General features: G+C 57.7%; 24 protein-coding genes and 2 pseudogenes. 12 read left to right on the forward strand and 14 right to left on the reverse strand.

Annotation, left to right across the window (positions count from 1 at the left end; genetic code table 11):
- Positions 1 to 37 precede the first annotated feature (37 nt).
- From ACFQT0_RS26320 to ACFQT0_RS26355, 8 genes are all read right to left on the reverse strand, one after another.
- Complete coding sequence (locus ACFQT0_RS26320) at positions 38 to 481, reverse strand: hypothetical protein (RefSeq protein ID WP_380206227.1); 444 nt, start codon at positions 479 to 481, stop codon at positions 38 to 40.
- A 54-nt stretch (positions 482 to 535) separates the two neighbouring features.
- Positions 536 to 1642 (reverse strand): RHS repeat domain-containing protein, encoded by a 1107-nt coding sequence (locus ACFQT0_RS26325; RefSeq protein ID WP_380206195.1) that lies wholly within the window; start codon positions 1640 to 1642, stop codon positions 536 to 538.
- A gap of 376 nt (positions 1643 to 2018) precedes the next feature.
- On the reverse strand, positions 2019 to 2804 hold the full coding sequence (locus ACFQT0_RS26330; RefSeq protein ID WP_380206196.1) for a hypothetical protein: 786 nt from the start codon (positions 2802 to 2804) through the stop codon (positions 2019 to 2021).
- Positions 2805 to 2808: 4 nt separating this feature from the next.
- Positions 2809 to 4077, reverse strand: a complete 1269-nt coding sequence (locus ACFQT0_RS26335) for a hypothetical protein (protein WP_380206228.1) — start codon at positions 4075 to 4077, stop codon at positions 2809 to 2811.
- A gap of 1572 nt (positions 4078 to 5649) precedes the next feature.
- Positions 5650 to 6147, reverse strand: a complete 498-nt coding sequence (locus tag ACFQT0_RS26340) for a hypothetical protein (protein WP_380206199.1) — start codon at positions 6145 to 6147, stop codon at positions 5650 to 5652.
- A gap of 212 nt (positions 6148 to 6359) precedes the next feature.
- A complete protein-coding gene (locus ACFQT0_RS26345; RefSeq protein WP_380206229.1) occupies positions 6360 to 7028 on the reverse strand; it encodes a relaxase/mobilization nuclease domain-containing protein in 669 nt (222 codons plus the stop codon).
- A gap of 38 nt (positions 7029 to 7066) precedes the next feature.
- The gene (locus ACFQT0_RS26350) at positions 7067 to 7426 is read right to left on the reverse strand and encodes a plasmid mobilization protein (RefSeq protein ID WP_380206230.1); all 360 of its coding nucleotides are present in this window, start codon (positions 7424 to 7426) and stop codon (positions 7067 to 7069) included.
- A gap of 805 nt (positions 7427 to 8231) precedes the next feature.
- Positions 8232 to 8774, reverse strand: a complete 543-nt coding sequence (locus ACFQT0_RS26355; RefSeq protein ID WP_380206202.1) for a type II toxin-antitoxin system PemK/MazF family toxin — start codon at positions 8772 to 8774, stop codon at positions 8232 to 8234.
- Between the two features lie 827 nt (positions 8775 to 9601).
- Between ACFQT0_RS26355 and ACFQT0_RS26360 the strand changes: the two genes are divergently transcribed.
- The 9 genes from ACFQT0_RS26360 to ACFQT0_RS26400 all read left to right on the forward strand — a co-directional run bounded on the left by ACFQT0_RS26360 (position 9602) and on the right by ACFQT0_RS26400 (position 16198).
- A complete protein-coding gene (locus ACFQT0_RS26360) occupies positions 9602 to 9790 on the forward strand; it encodes a hypothetical protein (protein ID WP_380206231.1) in 189 nt (62 codons plus the stop codon).
- Positions 9791 to 9833: 43 nt separating this feature from the next.
- Positions 9834 to 10574 (forward strand): replication initiation protein, encoded by a 741-nt coding sequence (locus ACFQT0_RS26365; protein WP_380206232.1) that lies wholly within the window; start codon positions 9834 to 9836, stop codon positions 10572 to 10574.
- Entirely contained in the window at positions 10574 to 10768 is a 195-nt protein-coding gene (locus ACFQT0_RS26370) for a hypothetical protein (RefSeq protein ID WP_380206233.1), read from the forward strand. Before ACFQT0_RS26365 ends, ACFQT0_RS26370 begins: the two co-directional genes overlap by 1 nt.
- Positions 10769 to 11404: 636 nt before the next feature.
- Positions 11405 to 11692 carry a hypothetical protein gene (locus ACFQT0_RS26375; protein WP_380206206.1) on the forward strand — a complete coding sequence of 96 codons (288 nt, stop codon included), beginning with the start codon at positions 11405 to 11407 and terminating at the stop codon, positions 11690 to 11692.
- A 1162-nt stretch (positions 11693 to 12854) separates the two neighbouring features.
- On the forward strand, positions 12855 to 13331 hold the full coding sequence (locus tag ACFQT0_RS26380) for a hypothetical protein (protein WP_380206208.1): 477 nt from the start codon (positions 12855 to 12857) through the stop codon (positions 13329 to 13331).
- 267 nt (positions 13332 to 13598) lie between these two features.
- The gene (locus ACFQT0_RS26385) at positions 13599 to 13802 is read left to right on the forward strand and encodes a transposase (RefSeq protein WP_380206209.1); all 204 of its coding nucleotides are present in this window, start codon (positions 13599 to 13601) and stop codon (positions 13800 to 13802) included.
- A 95-nt stretch (positions 13803 to 13897) separates the two neighbouring features.
- Entirely contained in the window at positions 13898 to 14371 is a 474-nt protein-coding gene (locus ACFQT0_RS26390; RefSeq protein ID WP_380206234.1) for an IS3 family transposase, read from the forward strand.
- Positions 14346 to 14783, forward strand: a complete 438-nt coding sequence (locus ACFQT0_RS26395) for an IS3 family transposase (RefSeq protein WP_380206235.1) — start codon at positions 14346 to 14348, stop codon at positions 14781 to 14783. Before ACFQT0_RS26390 ends, ACFQT0_RS26395 begins: the two co-directional genes overlap by 26 nt.
- Positions 14784 to 15388: 605 nt before the next feature.
- Positions 15389 to 16198: a T9SS type A sorting domain-containing protein gene (locus tag ACFQT0_RS26400; protein WP_380206210.1), complete on the forward strand. Its 810-nt coding sequence runs from the start codon at positions 15389 to 15391 to the stop codon at positions 16196 to 16198.
- 319 nt (positions 16199 to 16517) lie between these two features.
- On the opposite strand, the gene ACFQT0_RS26405 is transcribed toward ACFQT0_RS26400, so the two are convergent.
- From ACFQT0_RS26405 to ACFQT0_RS26420, 4 genes and pseudogenes are all read right to left on the reverse strand, one after another.
- A complete protein-coding gene (locus ACFQT0_RS26405; RefSeq protein ID WP_380206211.1) occupies positions 16518 to 17006 on the reverse strand; it encodes a hypothetical protein in 489 nt (162 codons plus the stop codon).
- 13 nt (positions 17007 to 17019) lie between these two features.
- On the reverse strand, positions 17020 to 17157 hold the full coding sequence (locus tag ACFQT0_RS26410; protein WP_380206236.1) for a ParA family protein: 138 nt from the start codon (positions 17155 to 17157) through the stop codon (positions 17020 to 17022).
- 146 nt (positions 17158 to 17303) lie between these two features.
- A pseudogene (locus tag ACFQT0_RS26415) lies at positions 17304 to 17662 on the reverse strand (ParA family protein); the annotation flags it as partial.
- Positions 17644 to 17760 carry a ParA family protein gene (locus ACFQT0_RS26420; RefSeq protein WP_380206243.1) on the reverse strand — a complete coding sequence of 39 codons (117 nt, stop codon included), beginning with the start codon at positions 17758 to 17760 and terminating at the stop codon, positions 17644 to 17646. The pseudogene ACFQT0_RS26415 and the gene ACFQT0_RS26420, both read right to left, overlap by 19 nt.
- Positions 17761 to 17922: 162 nt before the next feature.
- Between ACFQT0_RS26420 and ACFQT0_RS26425 the strand changes: the two genes are divergently transcribed.
- The 3 genes and pseudogenes from ACFQT0_RS26425 to ACFQT0_RS26435 all read left to right on the forward strand — a co-directional run.
- Positions 17923 to 18225 carry a hypothetical protein gene (locus ACFQT0_RS26425; RefSeq protein ID WP_380206212.1) on the forward strand — a complete coding sequence of 101 codons (303 nt, stop codon included), beginning with the start codon at positions 17923 to 17925 and terminating at the stop codon, positions 18223 to 18225.
- A gap of 9 nt (positions 18226 to 18234) precedes the next feature.
- On the forward strand, positions 18235 to 18429 hold the full coding sequence (locus tag ACFQT0_RS26430) for a helix-turn-helix domain-containing protein (RefSeq protein WP_380206213.1): 195 nt from the start codon (positions 18235 to 18237) through the stop codon (positions 18427 to 18429).
- 387 nt (positions 18430 to 18816) lie between these two features.
- Positions 18817 to 19605: pseudogene (locus ACFQT0_RS26435) on the forward strand (nucleotidyl transferase AbiEii/AbiGii toxin family protein); the annotation flags it as partial.
- On the opposite strand, the gene ACFQT0_RS26440 reads toward ACFQT0_RS26435, so the two are convergent.
- Together ACFQT0_RS26440 and ACFQT0_RS26445 are read right to left on the reverse strand one after the other, a co-directional pair.
- Positions 19592 to 19840, reverse strand: a complete 249-nt coding sequence (locus ACFQT0_RS26440) for a hypothetical protein (protein WP_380206214.1) — start codon at positions 19838 to 19840, stop codon at positions 19592 to 19594. The pseudogene ACFQT0_RS26435 and the gene ACFQT0_RS26440 overlap by 14 nt on opposite strands.
- Positions 19801 to 20358, reverse strand: coding sequence for a hypothetical protein (locus tag ACFQT0_RS26445; RefSeq protein WP_380206215.1), 558 nt, complete (start codon positions 20356 to 20358; stop codon positions 19801 to 19803). The genes ACFQT0_RS26440 and ACFQT0_RS26445 overlap by 40 nt, the downstream gene beginning before the upstream one ends.
- Positions 20359 to 21096: the final 738 nt, after the last annotated feature.

A 21096-nucleotide genomic window follows, 5' to 3' on the forward strand; every position in this document is an offset into this window, starting at 1 on the left:
CTGCCGAGCTGGCCGAGTTCGGCGGGGATGGGCCCGGTCAGGCCGGTGAAGGAGAAGACCAGGCGTTGCAGCCGGGCCAGGCGGCCCAGGGCCGGGGGATCGCGCCGGTGAGCCCGGGGGCGGTGTAGCACTCGAGCACGGTCAGGCCCCGGAGCTGGCCCAGGGCGGCGGGCAGCGTGCCCTGCAGGTTATTGTTGCCGCTGACCAAACCGGTGACGTCGCCGCCACTGACGGTCACACCCGCCCAGGTGCCGGCCTCGGCCAGGGTGGTGCCCGTAAGCCAGTTGGTGCGCGTGGTCCAGGCCGGCCCGCCCGTGGCGGCGTAGAAATGGCGCAGCACGCGCAGCTCGGTCGAGTCGGCCACCAGGCCCTCGCCCGGGGGCACGCCCTGGGCCCGGACCCCGTAAGCGCCGGCACCGAGCCAGAAAACAAAGAACAGGGCGCGGCGTAACACGCCTCGCAGCGAGGAGAGGTGGGACATAACGGACTGGTGAAAAGCTCGGGAGTGGGGAGGCAAGGCCGTGCGCGAACGCGCTTACTGCCCGGCGTAGTGGTATTGCTGCTGCGAGAGGATGCGCCCCTGCTCGTCGCGGGTGCGCACGAGGCGGCCCAGCGCGTCGTACTCAAAAAACACAGTGCGATTCTGCGGGTCCGTTTGAGAAGTCGTGCCGTCCAACGGATCGTGGGTATAGGTGGTCACTTGGGCCCCCACCGGGAAGACGCGTAGTTCATCCACCACCCCAGCGCCCGACACGGTGATTTGGCCACCGGCTGCAATGGCCACCTGCGTTGCGTACAACCGCCAGCCATTGGCTTCGACACCGGCGTAGGTCAAGGGTTGCCCATTGGCTTTGGGCACCTCCGTTCCTTGTCTTGCCCAGCACGAAACCGCGTAGGTCGCCGCCGTTAAGGGCCCTGATTGCAATCCACTGGCCGAGCCCAGCCGGTAACTGGCGGTGCCGGTGTATCCCTCGGTCGTCACGAAGGCCCCGCCCGTGCCCGTCGCCACCCACGGACGTAACTCGCCCGCCTCAAAGCTGGTGCACGCCAATTGACTGGCGGCGGCATTCAGGGCATAGGCAATCGGCTTCGTGCCCCCGTAGCCCCACCCGTAGGCACTGGGCAGGCCCTGGGGGCGGTGTTGCTGGAGCAAGTTGCCTTTGGCATCGTAGCCATCGAACGCTAACGTTTCCTCGTAGCGCGCATCTTGGAGCCACGTGCCGTTGCTGCCGATGGCCGCCGAGGTGAAGGGTTGAGGAGCCGACACCCGGGCCTGCCACAGCCGCTGCGGGTGCCCGTCGGCATAATAGTGGGTCAGCTGGCTGCTCACCAAGGTAGAATCAAGCCCTCGCCGCCGCCATTGCTGCTGTTCCACCACCGCGTCCACGACGTTTCGGTCCTGAAGCCCTTGAATGGCCAGGGCCACCGGGCTGCTTGCCTGCGCGGCATCGTAGTCGGAGGCAAACCGCGTGTGCGTGATTAAAAACGACTGATCCGACAGCCCTTTGCTGGCCCAGGAAGGGTCCGTGTGCCAACTGCCGGCCTTGGTCTTGCCGTATCCCCATCTGGTAGATACGTCCGTGAAGGCAGCCGCACCGCGCCCATACAGGCGCTCCCGGCTGGAAACGCGGGGCGAAAACACACTGGTGTAGAGTGCATTATCCGTTTCGTAAATGTCATCCCTATGGTATAGTACTCGGCACAATCCGTTCGTCCGCACGGGGCCACGGTATAGCCTGATAACGTCACCTTGAACTGTTGTTGCTGGGCCGTGATCACGCCCAGGTAGGCATGATCGACTCGTTTCACGGGCCGCCCTTGGTCGTTTTGGTAGAGCTCGGAAACCAGCAAGTTGCGCCGGTTGCTATCCTGTTCGTTGAGATACGTGTACGTTGTTTGACCGGTCGCCGTACCGCGGCGGGTAACGGAGACTTGCTCATAGCCAATGTGGTAGCCGTCCTGCCCGGCGTTGATGAGGCGACTGTCGCCAGCCGCTAACACCGCGTCCCCGCAAAGCGTCATCCGCAAGTATCGGGGCTCAAAAAGAGCTTGCCGGTCGAAAAATGCCGCTGTTGAACGCTGTCGTACCGCGTATACCCGTAGGTCGTGGTCAGGCTGTCCCCCGAGCGCGCGTAATCAATCATCCGGCGGACGCGCAAACCGCCCACGACGCGGTCGAAGTAGGGATCGGGCACCAGGGCCAAATTCCGCAGCTTGACCAGGAGCGTCGCGCGGTCGTCGGGCGAATAGGAAAGCGCCACGAGCAGGTAATTACCGGGGTCCAGCGTATTCGGGGTGCCGTTGTAGGGGGTCGGGGGATACAGCTGGGTTCGGGTATCAAACCCTCCGGGTGCGGGCACGCCTTCTTGAAGACGGTAGAAATACGTGCGCGGCGTCCCACCTGATGGGTTGTTGCTTAAGTAGATGTCTTGGTTAACGCTGACGCCCGTGGCCCCTTTGGGGAGTTCGACATAGGTGGCACTGACCGAAGCCGTGCCAATGCCTTGATAGCCGCCCGGAAAAAATTGATAGTAAACAATCTCCGAAAGCGAATCCATGGCCCCGCCGCTGGCCGAAGCCACCAATTGCATCTGGGCCGGGTCGGGATCGGAATTGGTCTGGCGGAGTTCGGTTACCACATTTGATTCGTATTCAAAAAACGTGCGGCCTCCCGTAGGGTATTGAATCGAAACCAAGCTGCCGGCTTGTGCATAATCCCGGTTGCTGGCCCGGTTGGCGGAGGCATAAGGATTCAAGACGAACAAGTTGGAACTCAGGTAGGACAGCGGCAATTGCGGCACCAACGAACTATTGGGCGCGCCGTTGAAATACCCCCAGTGGTCTTGGGCGTAGCTGTCCCGACTCGGCAGCGGGGTGTGGTGGTACTCGAACCGATAGGGGCTTCCCCATTTCCTGCACCGCATCCAAGCGCAAGCGTGAGGCGCGCCCGGCTCCCCCATTAAAGTAGCCGTACTGCAATTCGTAACGACGTGCGGCCTTCGAAGCGGTAAGCCCCGTGACGTCGATGCTGCGCAGCACGGGGGCCGGAACGTCCAGGGGCAGCGCGACGTCGAGGCGGTTCATGTCGCTGTTGAACACCACCTTCATCGTCGCCGTGCGAATTTCCTGCAGGGTCTGAGTGGTGTAGCTGCTGGGAACGGAGCCTTCCCCTTGGCTAAAAGGGGGATCTTGGGCACAGTAATAGGGAGAGCCGGGATCTGTGCTGTAAGGAACTTGGTACAGCTTGACCCGATTGACCTTGCTGCTGGGGACCTGTTGGCTGGTGTTATTGAGTCTATAGAAGAGACTGATCTGGTCCTTGCCGTCGGCGGAGGTAATTTGCGTAAGGTGCCACGCCGAGTGAAAACTTGTGGTGGTCCCAGGGGTTAGCCCAAGCGCCTCCGTGGTCTCGGGAGCGTCGAAGGAGTACGTCGTTCCGTCCGCCAGCTTCACCTCCCAGCCACCGGACGCGCTGCCGCCGACCACCCAATTCTGGTGGGGATTTAAAAAAGGACGGTGGTGAGAGTCCAGCGTCATCGTCACGCTTTGCCCTGCTATCGAGATGCTGTATAGGTCGGGTTCAATGTCCAGTGTGCCGTTCGCGGCTTGCCCGTCGCGGAGCTTTTTGTCTGCACGTGCGGTGCTGGAAGTAGGCTGCGCCCGGGCAATGGAATCCGCCGCATGCCAGACGGGCCACGCGTCAAAGTATCCGGAGTTGGGGGTTTCATCCGGCAATCCCTTTACGGTCCGCGTCATCAACCCGCCCGGGTTGAACGACCACCCCAGCCCCACCCACGAGGCCATTTCTTCCACCCGCACCCCGGTGGTGCGGTAGCTCAGGGCCAGCGGCAGCGTCAGTTGCGGGCTCTTGATTTCCACGAGCGGCACGCTCACCGAGACGGCCCCGGCATTCAGGTCCACCGGTAAGCTGCCGAAGGTGCCAATGGGAGCCGTAACGGGAGCGGGAGGAATTAATTTTCGTTCCGCTGCCAGCTGAGTTTGTGCCCGCAGCGCGGGGTGAGAAGGCAGCCAATACTCAATGCCAGAAGCGCCCGTCTGAAACGATAAGTCATGCATCAAAAATTATGTAGTAGGTATTTGCTCCGTTGTCTTATATCCCGCCAGCATCACAAGGCGAGGGCGAATTCTGAGGCTGCTTCGCTCTCTAATAGGCAAATGGAGTAAGCAAATGGACCTTTTTGCGGTAAAAAGGGCACATCTTACCCGCCTGCCAAGCCGCAATCCGTTCATGTCAAGGGATGCTTTCGCCAGCAGCGGCTGGCCGGAGTAGCAGTATCCGCCATGCTCGTGCCGGTAGGACAAGACCAACGCACCTTCCCAGGCACGAGAGTAAACAGCCCCAATGGGTTGACGGCGTGTTTAACATGCAAGGCTATCCTAAAGCTTGGGCAATGAAGGGATAGAAGATGAAATCATACACGAACCGAAAGAGCCGAAGGAAAAGCATGACGGGGTCCCCTTGCGCGAAGACGCGCAAGCAGGGGCCGCCAGCACCGAGGCGTGAAAAAGAGGAAATGGAGCGGCCGTGCGGAACACCGGCCGGAAAGGGCAACGGGTAGAAACTCACGGGACCGGGCCGGAAACCGGCGCAGCACCCGCTGACGTTGGCGGCCCTGGCCCCCGTGGGGACCGGGCACCAGCAACCGGGAGGGTTGGGCAGCGTCCCCGTCCGTGGTGGAGGCACAGAACGGGTGAAACAACAGGTTAGCCGCTACAAGGGAGGCTAGTGACGCAAGTAAGGCACTGATTAACAGGGTTTGCAAGGCTCATCCGCACTTTCATGCACAGTGCCGAGCTAATGGGTTGAGAACGAAACAAAATATTTTACCTCCGTTCAGGTTATATATTTAATATAATTAATTACTTATATTATCAATAGATACTATAGTCTTAACTATAGTACTGTTTTCCCTTCAACCCATTATTCTGCCTGCTAGCCTCACTCCTGCTCTCGGTTAGGCTTCGGGCGCTGGATCTGTATACTTGCCCGTAAGGGGACGACCTTGCTAGCCCCTTCTGGTCGCCCTCACTGGCACTAGGTAGCCGCTGAATCTGCTGGGCCTGTTTAGTAGCTGGCAAGACTTAAAACAGAGCTCCTTCAACTCTTGGTGCAGTTGAGCGGTAGGAAACTGGACTGTGGCATCCCAGGTCTCACCAAATGAAAAAGGTTAACCAAGGCTATGGGTTTAAACAATGAAGGCGATAAAGCCGAAAGCCTACAACCCGGAATCACACACCCCCACTCTGCCTTGTCAACCCAGCGAAGGCATTTAATAGGAGCCCGTAATCATCCCCACCGCCCCTGGCATTTGGGACCAGTAGAAGAAGCCGGCATATACACCAAAGGCATCTTGAATGGCCATTAGAAAATCTCAAAAATGGGTTTGCACACAGTTGCGCAGCTTCACGCAACTGATGCCAAATCGCTCCTGTAGGGCTTTTCTGGCTAGCAGCGGCCAGTCTTTGGGCCCGATCGCCAAAATCACTTCTCTCAAGAAGCTGTGTTCCTTCTCTTTGCCCCGCAGAATAGCTGCGTTCGGCCGAGGCTGATACAGGCCGTGGAGCATGTACTGCACCCACAGCGGCTCTTTAGCTCTCTTGATACCGTCGGCTCCTAGCGCAACCGCGTTACTTGGTTCTTTTGTGACTGGCTTGCTTTTCCAATTGCAACGCCTCGGCCCGTTTCCGTTGCGCCTGCACCAGCAGACGCTCCCGCTCCTCAAGGCGGATCGTTTGCTCTTGAAACGTCACCGAGTCCTGCCGCCACCGCGCCCCCACCGACACGGCATAAGCCGGATTGGTCTGCATCGTCTCCCGCCACAACCACGCGCTGCGCTCGTACTGGTCGCGCACGGTGGCCGCGTTCCACCACCCCCACAAGCTCAGGCACAGCACGACCAGCAAGCCGATGAACGCCCACACCCCGTACCGCACCAGCTCCGTGAGCGGCCGGTCCGGGTGGTGGCGCCGCACTTCTTCGGCGACTGCCTGCCGCAGCTGCTGCTCCAAGTCCTTGCCCACTCCCGCAGGAGCCGCATTCTCGGGGACGGGCGCGGGCTTCGCCGCCGCTTCCTGCACTTCCAGCACAATCGTAGCCAGCTTTTCCAGGGTCGGACGGTAATCCACCGGGGGCTGCTGATCCGCCAGGCTTTTTTCACGCTGGCCACGTCGTCGGTCAGGCCCTGCAGCAGTTCACCAATTAGCTCGTTGTTCATAGAAGAGAGGGTAGAAAAGGAAAGGATTAATAGCCCAGTCCGTGGTCGGATGAGCGCAAGCGTGGGGTTGCGGGTTGGTTAAGTTGGGGTTGTTGCTGTTGGTTATGCTGTTCAAAGTCTTGGTCAGGCCGCCCAAGGACAGCGGCCGCGCCGCCTGGCTTCCTTGAAGCGCTGCCCATTCTGCTCGAAGCTGATGCCCGTCGCCTGCCCGGCAGCGTTGCGGTGCAGCTGCACGGTGATGCCCCGCGCTTCCACCCCTTGGGTGAACTCGGGCAGACTCCGGGCCTGCTGGGCGCACGCCTGCACCGCCTCGCGCAGCCGGATGCGGACCTGCTCGTGCACCGGCACGTTGGCCAGGCTCTGCCGCTTCTCCTGGCTCAGCACCGGGGTCAGCGCGTACTTCTGCTCCAGCTCGCGCAGCAGCGCTTCGCTGCGTGAATAGTTATGGCCGTCCCCGACCGTGTGCCCGTCGTCCGCCACCCGGTTGGCCACGATGTGGAAGTGCGGGTGCGGCCGGTCGTCGTGGCGAATCACCGCGTACTGCCCCTGGGCTAGGCCCATCCCTTTCAGGTAGTCCAGGGCAATTGCCGCCATTTTGTCATTGGTCAGCTGCTCCTTTTCTTCCGGCGGAAAAGAGATGGACGTGTGCCACACGGCCCGCCCGAGCGCGGGGTTGAGCCGGCGCTGCTGCTCGAAGTCCTGGGTCATGGCCTCCGCGTCGTAGTCGCGCACGCCCCGGCTCAGCAGCACCTCGCCGTTGCCCTGGTCGAGCTTCTTGAACTGATAGGCCACGCAGCCCCCGAAGCTGCGTCCGATAATTGTCTTGCCGATCACGACGCCAACAGTTTGGTCAACGCATCCAGCAGTCCATCGGCCTTGAGGGCGATGCTACGTACCCCGACCCCGTGGGCCTTCTTCACCAGCTGATTCAGCGTGTTGCCCAAGGCCCGCAGCTCGTGCAGCGCGGGAAGCGCGGCGGGGTCCAGTGTCGGGAGTACCTGGCCCGTCAGCACCGCCTGGCGGCAGTAGTCCCCCACCGTCAGCCGCGCGGCCTGGGCCCGGCGCTTGACCGCCAGGTATTCAATTTTAGTGAAGCGCACCGTGGCCCGGTCCGGGCGGGCCACGGGGTTGCGTGGCCGGCCGCCTTTTCGCTTGGGCGGGGTCTCTTCGGCAGGTAAGGAAGCTTCCATAGCACAGGACAGGGAGTAGGACTTTGGCGACGACAGGAGCCAAAGCCAGCCGTTGGTGGCGCATAAACCGCAGGTTTTTGCCGCCAACAACATGGCTGGCTACTCAACGCGTTAGGGGCCGTTGAACAGACGGAAAAGCACGAGGCTAGGTTACGGCTAGGAGCTAAATAGCGGCGGTCATCCACGGGATATTCTGGAAGCATAGGGACGTTAGGCATCCTCCGCTAACGGTCCAGCCCTTGTCGTTGCAGCCAAGCGCTGATACCGGGCAGAAACAAGCAACCCGAAATAATCCGATTTGTGTACCCCTTAGAATCCGAAAGAGTCATGGTGCTGCCGACTCTCCCCGTGGGTCGCTAGCAGCTGCTGGGCTTGGCTCGCACTGATCTCCTGGGCCACGTAGCTGCCCAGCACCTCCCGCTCAAAAGCGCCGGGCTCCAGCAGAGGATTGCGAGCGGGCTCTCCAGAATATCGGAGGTACTGCCGGCGTCTTATCATTTCCTACGCTTGGCTTACCAGGGTGGTCCGTTCCGTTTTGCTGAAGCCGGGCGCGATGCGGGCCCCAAGGGGCTCCTGACCGAGTGGGTGCGTTCCGTAGACGGGGGCTGGTGGGGGACGTAGCCCGCCCGCTAGGCATCTTACACCGCCCCGAGCAGGTGCGTGGCGTAGCCTCCGCCCGCTTGGTGGTACCCGCGCCATGGGTCATCCAACCGCTCATGGGGGAGCCGGTGCCTGGTGCCGGCTTGTAACTGGGCATAATGGTCACGAAGGGCCTCCCTGACATCTTGACTGCTGAGCCGCCCCGTCACCTCCCCCGGGTGCAGGGCCAGGCGGTAAGCATCCGGCTCGTAGTCGGGGTCCTCCGCCGCTTGCGCCGCCAGCACGTTGAGGCAGCCCTACCGGCGCTCCTCCTAAGCGGCCGCTTCGGCGGCGGAAAGCGTGGCCGTGCCCCGGGAATCAGGTGCGCAAAGTCTGCCATCGGGCCTGCGTTTGGAAGGCCGGGGACCGGCCTTCGGTAGTACTGAAACAATTCCTGCAGCCGGTCACACATTTCCTGAGCGGTGGCGCTGGGCAGTATCTCCAGGCGGCGCACCAAGCACGTTTTGTCGACCAATCGGAGGTGGTCGAGCGCGACCTGGCCCTCCTTGTCCTGAAAGGTGCAGTCAACCCGGGAGGGGTAATCCCGGCGGGTGCTGGTCAGCGCGGCAATGGTGACCAAGCGCAGGGGGCGGTTCATCTCGTCGGGCGAGAGCACTACGCAGGGACGGGTCCTGTTGACTTCGCTGCCTTGAGTCAGGTCCAGATTGGTGAGCCGGACTTCGAAGCGCTGCACGCCTACGACCGCCATTCCCTGTCCTCAAAGGCGTCACCGGCGAATCCTGCCAGCAACACGCCCTTCGGGACCGGGCCTTGGGCCAGCGCCCGCTGAAAGCGCCCGTCCCAGCCCTGGCGGCGGGGCTTCCCTACCGGCTTGATGAGCAGCCCCTCGGGCGTGGGCTGCAAGTCGGCCCCACTGCTGAGGTGATACTACTGCAGTAGCTTCTTGGGCAGCACAATACCCTGGGAGTTGCCCACCCGAATCAGGCGCGTAGTCATAAACCAAACACATGTACAATGCAATTGCATTTCAGGGGTAGAAGGCGCGTGGTGGTTCTACCTATCATCTTTAGCTGGGTAGGCGCAGCGCGTGCTGCAATGAGGGCGGCCGCCTGAGACCGAGGCGCAGCCCATGGGGCACATCGACCCGATTCGTCGGGGAAGGCGTCGTGAAAAACGACTTTTTATCAGTGAAAGCCCCAGGATTTCGGCTGCCAGACGCTTCGTGCGCCTAGACGAGCCCGCAACATGCCGTGGAATCAGGGAATGACTGATAAAAAGTCGTTTTTCACCGCATCGCACGACCCGCCGGCATTGACAGCGTTAGGCAGCAAAGCCTTAAGTGCAAAGGCACCTTAGGACCTAGTGGCCGTACCGGGAATTGCGTCCTAACCCCAAAGAGTGCCCAATAATATTTAAAGTATAATTAAGTATTAAAAAAGTGCAATCCCATTTTGCCGTTGTACCTTTTTGTGCGCTTCCCTTTTTTGCTGTTTTTCGTCGCCTCTTCCCTTTTCTTAAAAGCTTTTTCCCTCTCGCGCGAGTCAACAACTTGTGTATTTTTCTTTATTTGTCTATTTGCAGGGCTCAGAACGTGTTGATACAATGACTGTTACGCCACTTAAAAACGACTTTTTATCAGTTAAAAACGACTTTTTATCAGTTAAAAACGACTTTTTATCAGTTAAAAACGACTTTTTATCAGTCACCTCCCTGGCGAACTACGACTTTTTATCAGTTAAAAACGCCCTTGAAAAACCAGGGTAGTTTTTAAGTCCTGCGCCCTATATTTGTGACCTACCGCTACCCTATGGAATCGACTGACGCCCTGCAAGTCCGGCAGCACAATGCCATCACCACCGCCCGCTACGACTACACGGCCTGCCAGCTGGACCTGCTGTTCTTTCTGCTCTCCAAGCTCCGCCGCGAGGACGCCCCGAACCAGGAGTACCAGATTCATATGAACGAGGTCGTGGCCATGACGGGCCGGGAGTGGCACTACAAGCAGCTCAAGGAAGCGACCGAGTCCATGGGCTCGCGCATGTTCGAGGTGGAGAACGACGAGGCCTACGTGCAGCTCTGGATGTTCCAGAAGGTGGAGTACGTCAAAGGCCAGGGCTTCCTGCGCATCCGCCTCTCGGAAGACATCCGGCCCTACCTGTTCGAGCTAAAGAACAACTTCACCTCGTTTCAGCTCTTCTCGGCCCTGAAGATATCGAGCAAGTACGCCAAGCGCATCTACCGCCTGGCCTCGCAGTGGAAAGACATCGGCGAGACCAAGACCTACGACCTAGAAGAATTTAAGCTCATGCTCAAGCTCAAGGACGCCAAGGGCAAGGAGCCCGAGCAGTTCCAGCGCATCAGCGACCTGAAAGCCAAGGTGCTCGACATTGCCGTCCGGCAAATCAACGAGAACACCGAGCTCAAGATTGGCTACACCCTGCTCAAGCAGGGCCGCTCGTTTCACGCCGTCCGCTTCTACGTCACCCGGCAGCAGCCCAAACAGCTGCCGATTCCCTTGAGGAATCCCCGGAACAGGCCCGGGTACTGATGGCCCGTCGTCACCTCGAGACCCTGGGCATAAAAGACATCCAGCTGGTCGGCCGCATCCTCGGCGACAAGCAGCTGCTCAACGAGCTGTTCAAGTTCATGTACCGGCTAAAAACCGATAAAATCAAGGCCGATAAAAATCCCGGCGGGCTCCTGCTCACCGTCTTGGGACTCAAGAAAGCCAAAATGAGTTAACGCAGCCCCTTCTTAGCCCAGTCACAAGCTGCACGGGACGTATCAGATATAATCTTGCGTGGACCCAATCAGCTAGTAGTGTCTAGTGTAGAAGTATTACCCGTGTTACTTGTGTTACCTGTGTTACTATTAGTCGCCCTTCTTTTAAATACGGTGGGATAAACTTCCACCAAAAAAGTTATTTAATTTGATGTCACACACGGGCCCGCTTGTTTATGCGTTGACCGAGAAGTATCCATTTATTATAAAATACTATATTTAGGAATGCACGTGCCTTTGTACATGATTTTCGAGCGCTCGCTCGAATGCGAGGGTGCGGCTACGGTAGTGTCCTTACGGGTGCGAATAGAGCTTCAGCGGTTTTGACATCGCCGAGGGATGATAAACTACCCATGACTGCATTCGCATGTATCATCGCATGAAGGCGCCCTAATCATACTTAACAGAGATATCTGTCGGATACCTTGATAGACAATTCTCATTTCACCTTTCTTCTATCTCTTGCATATGCCTCTCGTTCGATATCGCTGGGTCATCGCTTTCGCAAGTACCATCCTATGGTCCCTGCTGCTCTGTCCTGCCCAAGCGCAGACCATACCCACTTCAACTGTCTCGGCCAGCACACCACCACCCACTATGGTGCTGGTAACCATCAATTGGTGGGGGAATCTAGCAGGCACCTCATTCCTGCAAGCCGCCTTCGACACTGGCGGACGGGGCTTGGCAAACCTGAGCGAAGCAGAACTGAACAAAAAATACGCAAAGGTTCCTATGCCCGCGTCGCCGACTTCGATCATCAATTTCGTAGTGCAGAACGGCTACCGAGTGGTGGGCTTTTCCACCACACAGGGTGGGGCCGGGGCCGATGCCAGCCGGGTCAGCGTGACCAACGGGTACGTCTTCCTATGTGAGCAGGTACGGTAGTACCAGTTTGCGAGAAGCCCCGCTTAGTGACCAGTATAGAGACAATCCGTCCAAAAGTATTCAAATAGAGTTGTCATACCTAGAGCGACTGTATTACCGTTACGTCAAGCTGAAAGACATCTAGATTGGTTATCCCAGCTAGGTGTTTACTGGAGTCTTTCCTACTGTTCGAAATGAATTAAAAAATTTGGACGGCCTACACTGCGCGGCTCACTCTTTTGCAGAAAAGAGTGGCTACAACTTAAAAAATACTTTACATACATAACAAATAGAAAATAATATTATATATATATAAATTATCTTGTTTTAACGTCAGGCGACAAATACATTTGTTTCGTTCTCATCCTTTTGCTTCTACCCATGCAAATCAAGAGATTGGTCGCCCCGATTCGGCAATCGGGCATATTGCTTTTAACGGCAGCGCTAGCCATGGGCCTGCCCGCATGCCGCGACCAAGCTTCCACCCCCAACCCCTGCCAGGGTCAAAAGGCCAACCCTTTGACTGTGAGCTTCGTCGAAGCCTTCGGCACGCCTACACCCGACACAGCTTACAATGGTCAGACGGTGTCATTGCAGGGCCCGGGCGCGCCCTACACGAGCTACCAATGGCGCATCGGCGCTATCGACGAGCGCACCGGGCGTACTACCGCCGTGCGCTTTGACAACCTAACATTGGGACCGATTCCCGTCCGCCTAATTGCCAAGCGCCCACCTAACGCGGCGTGCTTCAAAAACGATGACGGGGTGGATACACTTACCCAAGTCCTGACCCTGGTGCCCATCCGTGACCCGCGGGCGCCAATTTATGGGAAGTTTAAGGAAGTAATTCGGACGCCCCGCAGGACACGTTTACGGTACGCATTTACTCCGGCCCCAATTATTCCTTCCCCAACAACCCGGCGGCCGATCCAAGCAACTACGCGGTAGGGCTGCCCAAAGGGTGCCGAATTCCTTATGTTGAAATCGGCCTGACGTGGCGCGGCATTACAGCCAATAGAGGCGGATGCACGGGCTTAAACATCACCAAGGGATACTTAACCACCCGCGATAGCATTCGCATCGAGTACCGCACCCAGGTGAGCCCTACCATCATCGACAAAGTATTTCTCGGCAAACGCGTCCGGTAAGTCCCGGTTTTTTTCACCTTTCACTTTTCTGGTTAATGAAATTTTTCTACCCTCTTGGGGTGGGGCTGCTCGCTGCGTCCCTATCCTTCCCACATCCCGCCATTGGGCAAACGGCACCTTGCCCTCCAATTGGTGTGCGCACCGACCCAGCAAACCCTAATAATCCTGGCGGGCAGCCCAATACCTTTAATTGGTATTATGGTAATTACCAGCCAACTACTTACAACGGCAGCCGCTACACACTGAATAGTCCTTTCCCGGGCGTAGGTCAAGACTATATTGAACTGCCTTGGCGTCAGCCATTCAACTCGAATATGGACCGTTTTCAGGGCAAAATTGATAATCCAGCGGATGGTTGGGAGTTGATTAGAAGAGATTTAGGTTATGATGATGCGGGTAACCCCGCCAAAACGACCAATCCGACAGTGATTCTCTATAACCGCTACACTAGCATGCTCAGAGTCTTCACTGCCGTCGGGGATTTGCAAAACAGTTACCACTGGCGGAAATAAAACTAACCTTTGGTAACGCTGCGCTTAACAAAGCTGCTACCCTTAACCGCCAAAACGCTTTGGGTGTAGCCTTAGAAGATACAGAGGTAGGTACTAATCCGGAATTTGTGGGCATTGCACGTTACTTAAACGGGCGCAGCAAGTGGTTCGTGGCAGATTTTCCCATGGATTACGACCCTTGCATTTGCCAGTTTGATTCGCGGCTAGTAGTTGACGTGAGGTGGTCTAGGCAAAGCGGACAGAAGAAGGACGTATATTTCTTCTGTGATGACAGCCAAAAAGAGCGGGTCGTCGCCCGACAAACGACGCAAGTACGACGAGGCGTTTAAGACGGAAGCCCTTCGTCTGGCCGGCGAGAGCCGCAGCACGCAGGCCGCGGCCCGGCAGCTGGGCATCAGCCCCAAGCTGCTTTACCGCTGGCAGCAGGCCCAGGCTCGTGGCCGAAGTGGGCAGCGAAGAAGTGGCGCGTGACCCGGAAGTGCGCGCCCTGCGGGCCCGACTGAAACGGGCCGAGCAGGAACTCGATATTTTAAAAAAGCCTTGGTCATCTTCGGCCAGCCGACCCGGTGAGCACCTACCAGCACATCGCCCAGCGCCAGCAGCAAGTGCCCGTGCGCCAGCTCTGCCAGGCCTTGCAGGTTACGCCCAGCGCGTACTATGCCTGGCACCGGCAGCAGGGCCAGCCCGTGCCCGAACCGGCGTGGCAAGTGGCCGTGCGCGAGGCCTTTGCCTATCATGCGCAGCGCTACGGCACGCGCCGGCTGCGGGCCGAGGTGCAGGCCCAGGGCCACGCGGTGGGCCGCTGGCGCATCCGCCGCGTGCTCCACGCGCACGGCTTGCGGGCCCAGCAGCCCCGCTCGTTTGTGCCCCGCACCACGGACTCGGACCCGGCCGTGCGCGCCGCCCCGAACCGCTTGCTCGGCCAGCCGGCCCCCACCGCCCCGAACCGGGTCTGGGTCGGCGACATCACCTACCTACCTGCCCCGCCAGGGCGGCGGCTGGCTCTACCTGGCCGTGTGGCTGGACCGTTGCTCGCGTAAAATCGTCGGCTGGGACGTGCGCGACACCATGCCCGAAGACTTGGTCAGCGAGGCCCTGCGCCGGGCCCTGGTCGTGCGCCGGCCCGCGGCCGGGCTGGTCGTGCACTCCGACCAGGGCAGCCAGTACACGGCCACCCGTTTTAAGGACCTGGTGGCACGCCACGGCGCGCAGCAAAGCATGAGCCGGCGCGGCAACTGCTACGACAACGCCCACGCCGAATCCTTTTGGAGCCGTTTCAAGGCCGAATTACTCGACGGCGGCAGTTTCCCCGGCTTGGCGGAAGCGAAGCTCGAAATCAGCCACCACATCGCCTATTACAATGCCGAACGGCGTCATTCTGCCCTTGGCTACTGCTCACCCAACCACTTCGAAACCCATCTTCAAACAACGTCCCAATTGTGTCCGGCTTAGCTAGACCACCTCAACGTGAGTTTGATCTCCCAAGCAAATGTCAACCTTATTGGGAACACGACCGGGTCCTTGGTGACGGCGGGGAGCGGCACGAGCACAACAGGCTCAGATTTTGACAAAGGCATCCCATTCATACGAAAAGTGAACGGGGTATTAGCAGCGGGTGGCAAGTCTTACGACAACATCGACAAATTTACTAACAAACTTTCTGCCCAAAATCCAGCTAAGGCAAGCCAACTGTCTACCCTTAATTCCGACCTTAAATCGGGAGGGTTCTTGAAGAGTGGCTTGGCGGCGCTGCCTTATATTGGAGCTGCGGTCAGCATGCTCGACTACTTTATGGGCGGTGGCCAGGATGCAGGACCACAACCAGTAAGCATGCAACCCATGGCCATTGAGATGGCCACTACTACCACCGGAACCATTTCTGCGCCTAGTTTATACAACACCACCCCTTTTCACAATCCCGGCAATCGCATATCCGTTAGCATTCCGGAAAATGTCCCGTACTATAACGAGGCCATGGGTGTCTTCAGTTTGTTAAAAAACCAGTTATTCAAACTAAGGCCGCCACGACCACTAACCCCGACCGCTCTCGCAACATCGTGCGTTCCTTCCGTCTGGCCGAGGACCTGCAGTACGTCATTAACCCCGCCGCTGGGCTTACGGTGCAAGATTTTAAAGTTGCATTGATCGTGGAAGGTAACGAAGTGGAGCCTTTCGGAGGCGAATACACCTTGGAAGGCTCTGTAGTGCAACCCGATGGGAGCTTCAATTACCTGTATCGAACCGAATACCAGGATGCGGCCTGCATCAAAAATACTATCTTCACTACTGAAGCGTTGGGTGGAACAGGCGACTTGAGCCAGGAATTTGTTTATAAAACTGCGTATTTAAAGGTGATGCTTAACCTGCGGCCGGTCGCCGCGACGGCCACACAACAAAACGTGCTGTTTGTAGCCCGTTACCCGGTCACGACGAGCGCGGTGGCCAGTTACGCATCTCTGCCCGTAGCTTCCTGCGGCGTGTTGTCTCAAGCAACTCCCGCTGCTATTGACGCAGTGTGCCAAGGCACCAAGTATAAGCAGGCTATAGTACTGACTCGTCCCGCAGGGAAGGGCAAAGCGGCGGTTGCTGGCAGTGTCCCTAGTCAAGGCACTGTTCTGCAAGCCTTCCCCAACCCCGCGACGGGTTCAGTTCGCTTAAGCTACCAGGTGGCTCAGCCTGGTCGGGTACGCCTGATTTTGAGCGATGCACTAGGCCGAGAAGTCCGAACTGTAGTTGACCAGTCACAATCCCCTGCGGGTACTTTTGAAGTCACTGCAGGTCTCACCGGGCTTCGGGCCGGCATCTACTACTGCACACTACATACGGCTACTCAACACAAAGTTGAACGAATTGTCGTAGCCGAGTAGTAGTCAGCTTCGTTATCACACAAAAACGCCTCTCTTGGATTGCTAAGAGAGGCGTTTTTTGTGGCACCAGTATGGGCTAAGTCCGCAAAATCAACGATTGCCAAGATTCGAATAGGAGTATTTAAGGGTTTATTCCACTGCGAAGTAAATAGGCTCTTAGCCCCCTGCTTTAAGAAGGCTCCACTGAGCAGCCTGCGCCGGCTGCCTGCATAGTGTCGGAGCGTCCCGTAATGTCGTCTGTGCTAACTCATATGGTGGCTAACTGGGCCTCATCGTTGCCAGCAGCCAGTTGGAGCCTGACCAATCGAACTAGCCATACCTAGCTATTTCCAACCTCCGGTCGTCGGCCCTGCTGAATGCGCTGCCGACGCTGCTGCTCCTGCGCGCGGGCCTGCGCCGGCCGCGGTGGGGCCGGCGCGGCGCCAGCGAAGAGCAAATCTAACGCCTCCTGCAGCGCCTGCTTCTGCGAGTAGGTGTACTCGCCCTGAGTGCGGCGGGCGTGAACGTAGTCGCGCAGTTGCTCCAAGTGCCCCCGGCTTACCACGAACGTTTGGCGCACCCCATCCGCCGGAGCAGCCGGGCTGGCAGGCCCAGGCTCCAACCCAGCAGCCTCAATCGTTACCGTTGGGGTGTTACTGGTGTTACGTGTGTTACTGGTATTACCAATGTTACTTGCCCTTTCTGGCTTATCTGCTGGCTTTTCCACCGGCTCATGCTCGTCGCTAAGGTCGAAAAAGTCGCGTTCCGACGTGGGCTTGGCGGCCTTGGGGTCGCCGGGGCGGGGCAGGTTCTTGAACGTTTTGGCCATGGAAGGGATCGGATTAACGCGTGAGGATTTCGGCGACCAGCGCCTGGTAGTCGGTAGCCCCGGCGCTCTGCGGGGCGTAAGTGAAAATGTCCTGGCCCAGGTGCGGTGCCTCGCCCAAGGCAATGCTCTCGCGGATGAAGCTGGTCAGCACCAGGCCCGGGTAGAGGCTCGCAGTTCCTCGGCGGTTTCCCGGCGCAGTATTTTGCGGCCGTCGTGCCGGGTAAAGAAGATGCCGCCCACCGACAGCTCCGGGTTTAGCCGCCGCCGGACCCGGCCCACCAGCTCCAACACCTTTTCCAAGCCGTCGGCCGCGTACATCTGGGCTTCCAGCGGAACATAAAGCGCCTGGGCACAGGCATAGGCGTTGAGGGTAACCAGGCCCAAGGCGGGGGGCAGTCCAGCAGAATGTAGTCGCAGCGCTCGCGCACGGGTTCAAGCAGCTCCTTGAGCAAAAACTCGCGGTCCAGCTCGTCGCCTTTCACTTTCTCGAAGCCGGAAAGGGCCGGGGAACCGGCCACCAGGGCCAGGTTCTCGTGCAGCGAGTACGCTTTCAGACGGTACTCACCCAGCAGGGCACCGTACACGTTCTGCTCGGCGTCGATCAGACCCAAGCCTTTGGTCAGGTTAGCCTGAGGGTCTAAATCCACCAGCAGCACCCGCTGGCCGGCGCGGGCCAGCCCGGCCCCACGTTGGCTGTGGACGTGGTTTTGCCAACTCCTCCCTTTTGATTTGTAAACGCCAGAATCTTGCTCATGCCGCAAACATACGCAACCGAATGTTACTGGTGTTACTAATGTTACTCGTATTACCTATGTTACCAGTGTTACTCTACTTGAAAACCTTCTAAACCATTAAAAAGGCTTATAACGCCTAAATTTAGGTGAAGGACTTTCTAGTAGATTTCTGATTTTGCCTCATGCCATTTGAACACCACGCGGCTTATCTAGCCCTGCGCACCTATTTAGAGTCCCTGCTAGCGGCCTCCACTGACCAAGCCTTTTCCGACATACCTGCGGCATTACGCCCCAACCTGGCCGTGTTCATGGAGGGCAAGACGGAGTATCAGAACAGCGCCGGGCAACGGATGGTGTACGCGGCGGACTTGGCCGCATGGGCCAATGACGTGGTGCACGGGTCCGGCTTGGCTATTGCCCTCCCGTTGGCCTCCCTCAGCGTGGCCGAGTTGCAAGCGGCAACCAGCCGACCAACGCAATGCTAGCGGCAGGGCGTGTGCGCGGGACAGGTTCCGGTGCTGCTACACGCCGGGCAGCACGGCAGCATCACCAACACCGTGGTGCAGCAGCAGCTGGGCGTGAACAAGCCCACGGCTACGCGCTACCTGGGCGAGTTGGAGAAGGGCGGCTACCTGCAGGAAACCGGGACCCGCGGGGCCGGAACGGAGCACCAGTTGATTGGCTCATGATTGGCTCACCACGAGCCGACACCCAACTGTAATTCGTTGAATGAGCAATGTGGAGGCGCTTTTTTCAACAGATAGATTGGCTCAAGCAGTATAATTCTACCGGCTTGGCTTTCGAGGCCACTATTAACGGTGTTACCAGTGTTACCACTATTACCGGTGTTACCAGTATTACCAGTATTACCAATGTTACTATTGTTATCCGTGTTACCACTTCTGTCAGTAGGGCCTCCGAAATTCGGCTAATTTTGCCGGTGCAGTAGTCAAGCTACCGCGCTTCTAAGCTCTCCCTATGGATATCGATGTCGTCAACAAAATCAAGCACCTCGCCCTTATTGCCCTCGCTTCCGATGACGAGCTGAGTGAAGCCATTGTGCTAAAGGGGGCAATGCCATCGACCTGGCCTACAGTGACCAGCAGGGCGCGGTTTCGCGCACTTCCTTTGACTTGGACTTTTCCCTGGCCGACGGCGACTTTTTGGAAGATCTCCAAGCCATTAGGGACAGAATTGAAAAAACGCTGGTGCAGACCTACGCCGAAAACGGCTACGTGGTGCTGGAATACAACTTTGTCATCAAGCCCAAAGTCAAGCCCCATGTGGCTGATTTTTGGGGTGGTTACCTGGTTGAGTTCAAAGTGGTTGAGCAGCACGTGTTCGACCGGTCGACTGCGAATCCCAAAGCGCAGCGACGGAATTTTATCCCCCTGCGCCCCAACAATTCCTCGAAGTTTCAAATCGAGTTCAGCAAGTTCGAGTACACGGGCGAAGGCAGCAAGCGTCTCATTAAAGTGGATGGCTACACCGTGTATGTATACACGGCGGAAATGATTGTATTCGAGAAAGTGCGGGCCATTTGCCAGCAACTGCCGCAGTACGCCGAGATAATTCCTTCTCATACCCCAAGGGCACGGGCACGGGACTTCTACGACATTCACTTAATCATGGAATCCCAAGGGGTCACCTGCCGCTCCGCCGAGAGCCGGGCGCTATTGCAACACGTCTTCGACGCCAAGCGCGTGCCGCTGGCGTTTCTACAGCAGATGCGCCACCACAAGGCCATCCACCGCGACGACTGGGAGAACGTCCGGGCGACGGTTTCCCAAACGGAAGAAGTGCAGGATTTTGACTTCTATTTCAACTACGTGATGAACGCCTTTGGCGGAATTATAGCCCTTTAGGAAAGTAAAGCCGCCAGTCAGTGGAATAATCCTTCTCCTCCATGTCGTACGTTAGGTAGAAATCGAACGCCTTCGGACGCTCCCGCAACTCATCTAACTTCTTGCCCTGGTAGCCGGCGCGCTCCAGATAGAACCCCACCGCTTGGAAGTAGGGGTAGATGAAATCCAACGCGTCCAGCGTAGCCACCAACTTATTTAACGAGAGCTTGCCCAGGGCATTGCGGTAGGCCTCCAAGACGGCTGAAACGCCCCCGCGTAGCCGGGCCGCACGGTGCTGTCGAGCAGGGTGCGCTCCACGTTGGTGGTGGGAATGCCGTCCAGCTGATGTACGCCCAGGCGGTTCGTAAAACCGCCGTTGAGCACCATAAACGTAAAGTCACCGTAGCGGACGCTGGCCGTGGTGCGGCGCTGAGGCTTGGCAAAAGCCGCGTCAATGCCAGCCTGCGTCAAGGACGACTCCCGCTGGGGCTTCTTGGTCTGCTCAAACGTCACGTAGATAATTTTCGGTATCTGCGTGGTTAAGCCGTTCGCCCACACGGCCGAGTAATGCGACAGGTAAGCTCTGGGAGCCAACGCCGTGGCGATGTGCAACACCGAAAACTCATCCTGCACATAGAGCTCTTTCGAGGGCAAGTACCCGTCGGACTGAAGCTTTATCTTCTGCAACATCTCCTTGGCCAGCAGCTGGTCAATCAGCTTTTCCTCCGTAGTGGTCGGCGCAATGTTCCAGGTCGCCCGTTGTTCCTCCAGCACGGCAATCAGTTGCAGCTTGGTAAAGGCCTTCTTAGGATGCTGCTTAAAGAACGCCCGTATTCGGGCTTCTGCGATAACAAACCGTGATTTACCGGCCATAGCAGCGGTTGAACATACCGAAAAGCAGGAAGTATATATACTTCCTGCAAAGATAGTACATAAAAGTCAGAAAATCAAATTCCAGGCCGCTGCGCTAGTTAGAGAGGTACTTCATCGCCATGTTAGCTGCAAATACAAAGTGTATACACTTTGTATTACGCAAAGTTAAAACTTATCGTTCAATAACGCAACCCCATGCTCTATGCGTCCTTACTTGTAGTAGCGGGGAATAGAATTACCCTAAGCCTTACCCAGGCTTCTCCTTGGTCTTTGCGGGCTGTGATACCAGATCACTGCCTGCCATAACTACCCTTACATAAACGCAGATTCTGGGATTGAAAAACAGGGGATTTACCCACCGATAGGCGTGCCATCATCCCAGCTACTCAGCCCTCGTAATCGTTGTTGATGCATTTGACCATTTTTAAGGGCACTTCGACTAACTCGGCCTTTGCGTTATATGTCCAAGCTCGTTAGATGCCGCGCAGGTATTCGCCGGGCTGACTCAGCGAAATGAGGGTTAGACCTAATACAAACTCAGAAAGGGTACAGATAGGTAAAAGTTGATTTCAAAGCTTTTTCAACTATTTATCATTTCAGCACCGATGGCCTTTTATACAAATGATTATCTTTCCACCC

The organism is Hymenobacter humi (assembly GCF_042665855.1).
In the GTDB taxonomy this organism is placed as follows: Bacteria; Bacteroidota; Bacteroidia; order Cytophagales; family Hymenobacteraceae; genus Hymenobacter; species Hymenobacter humi.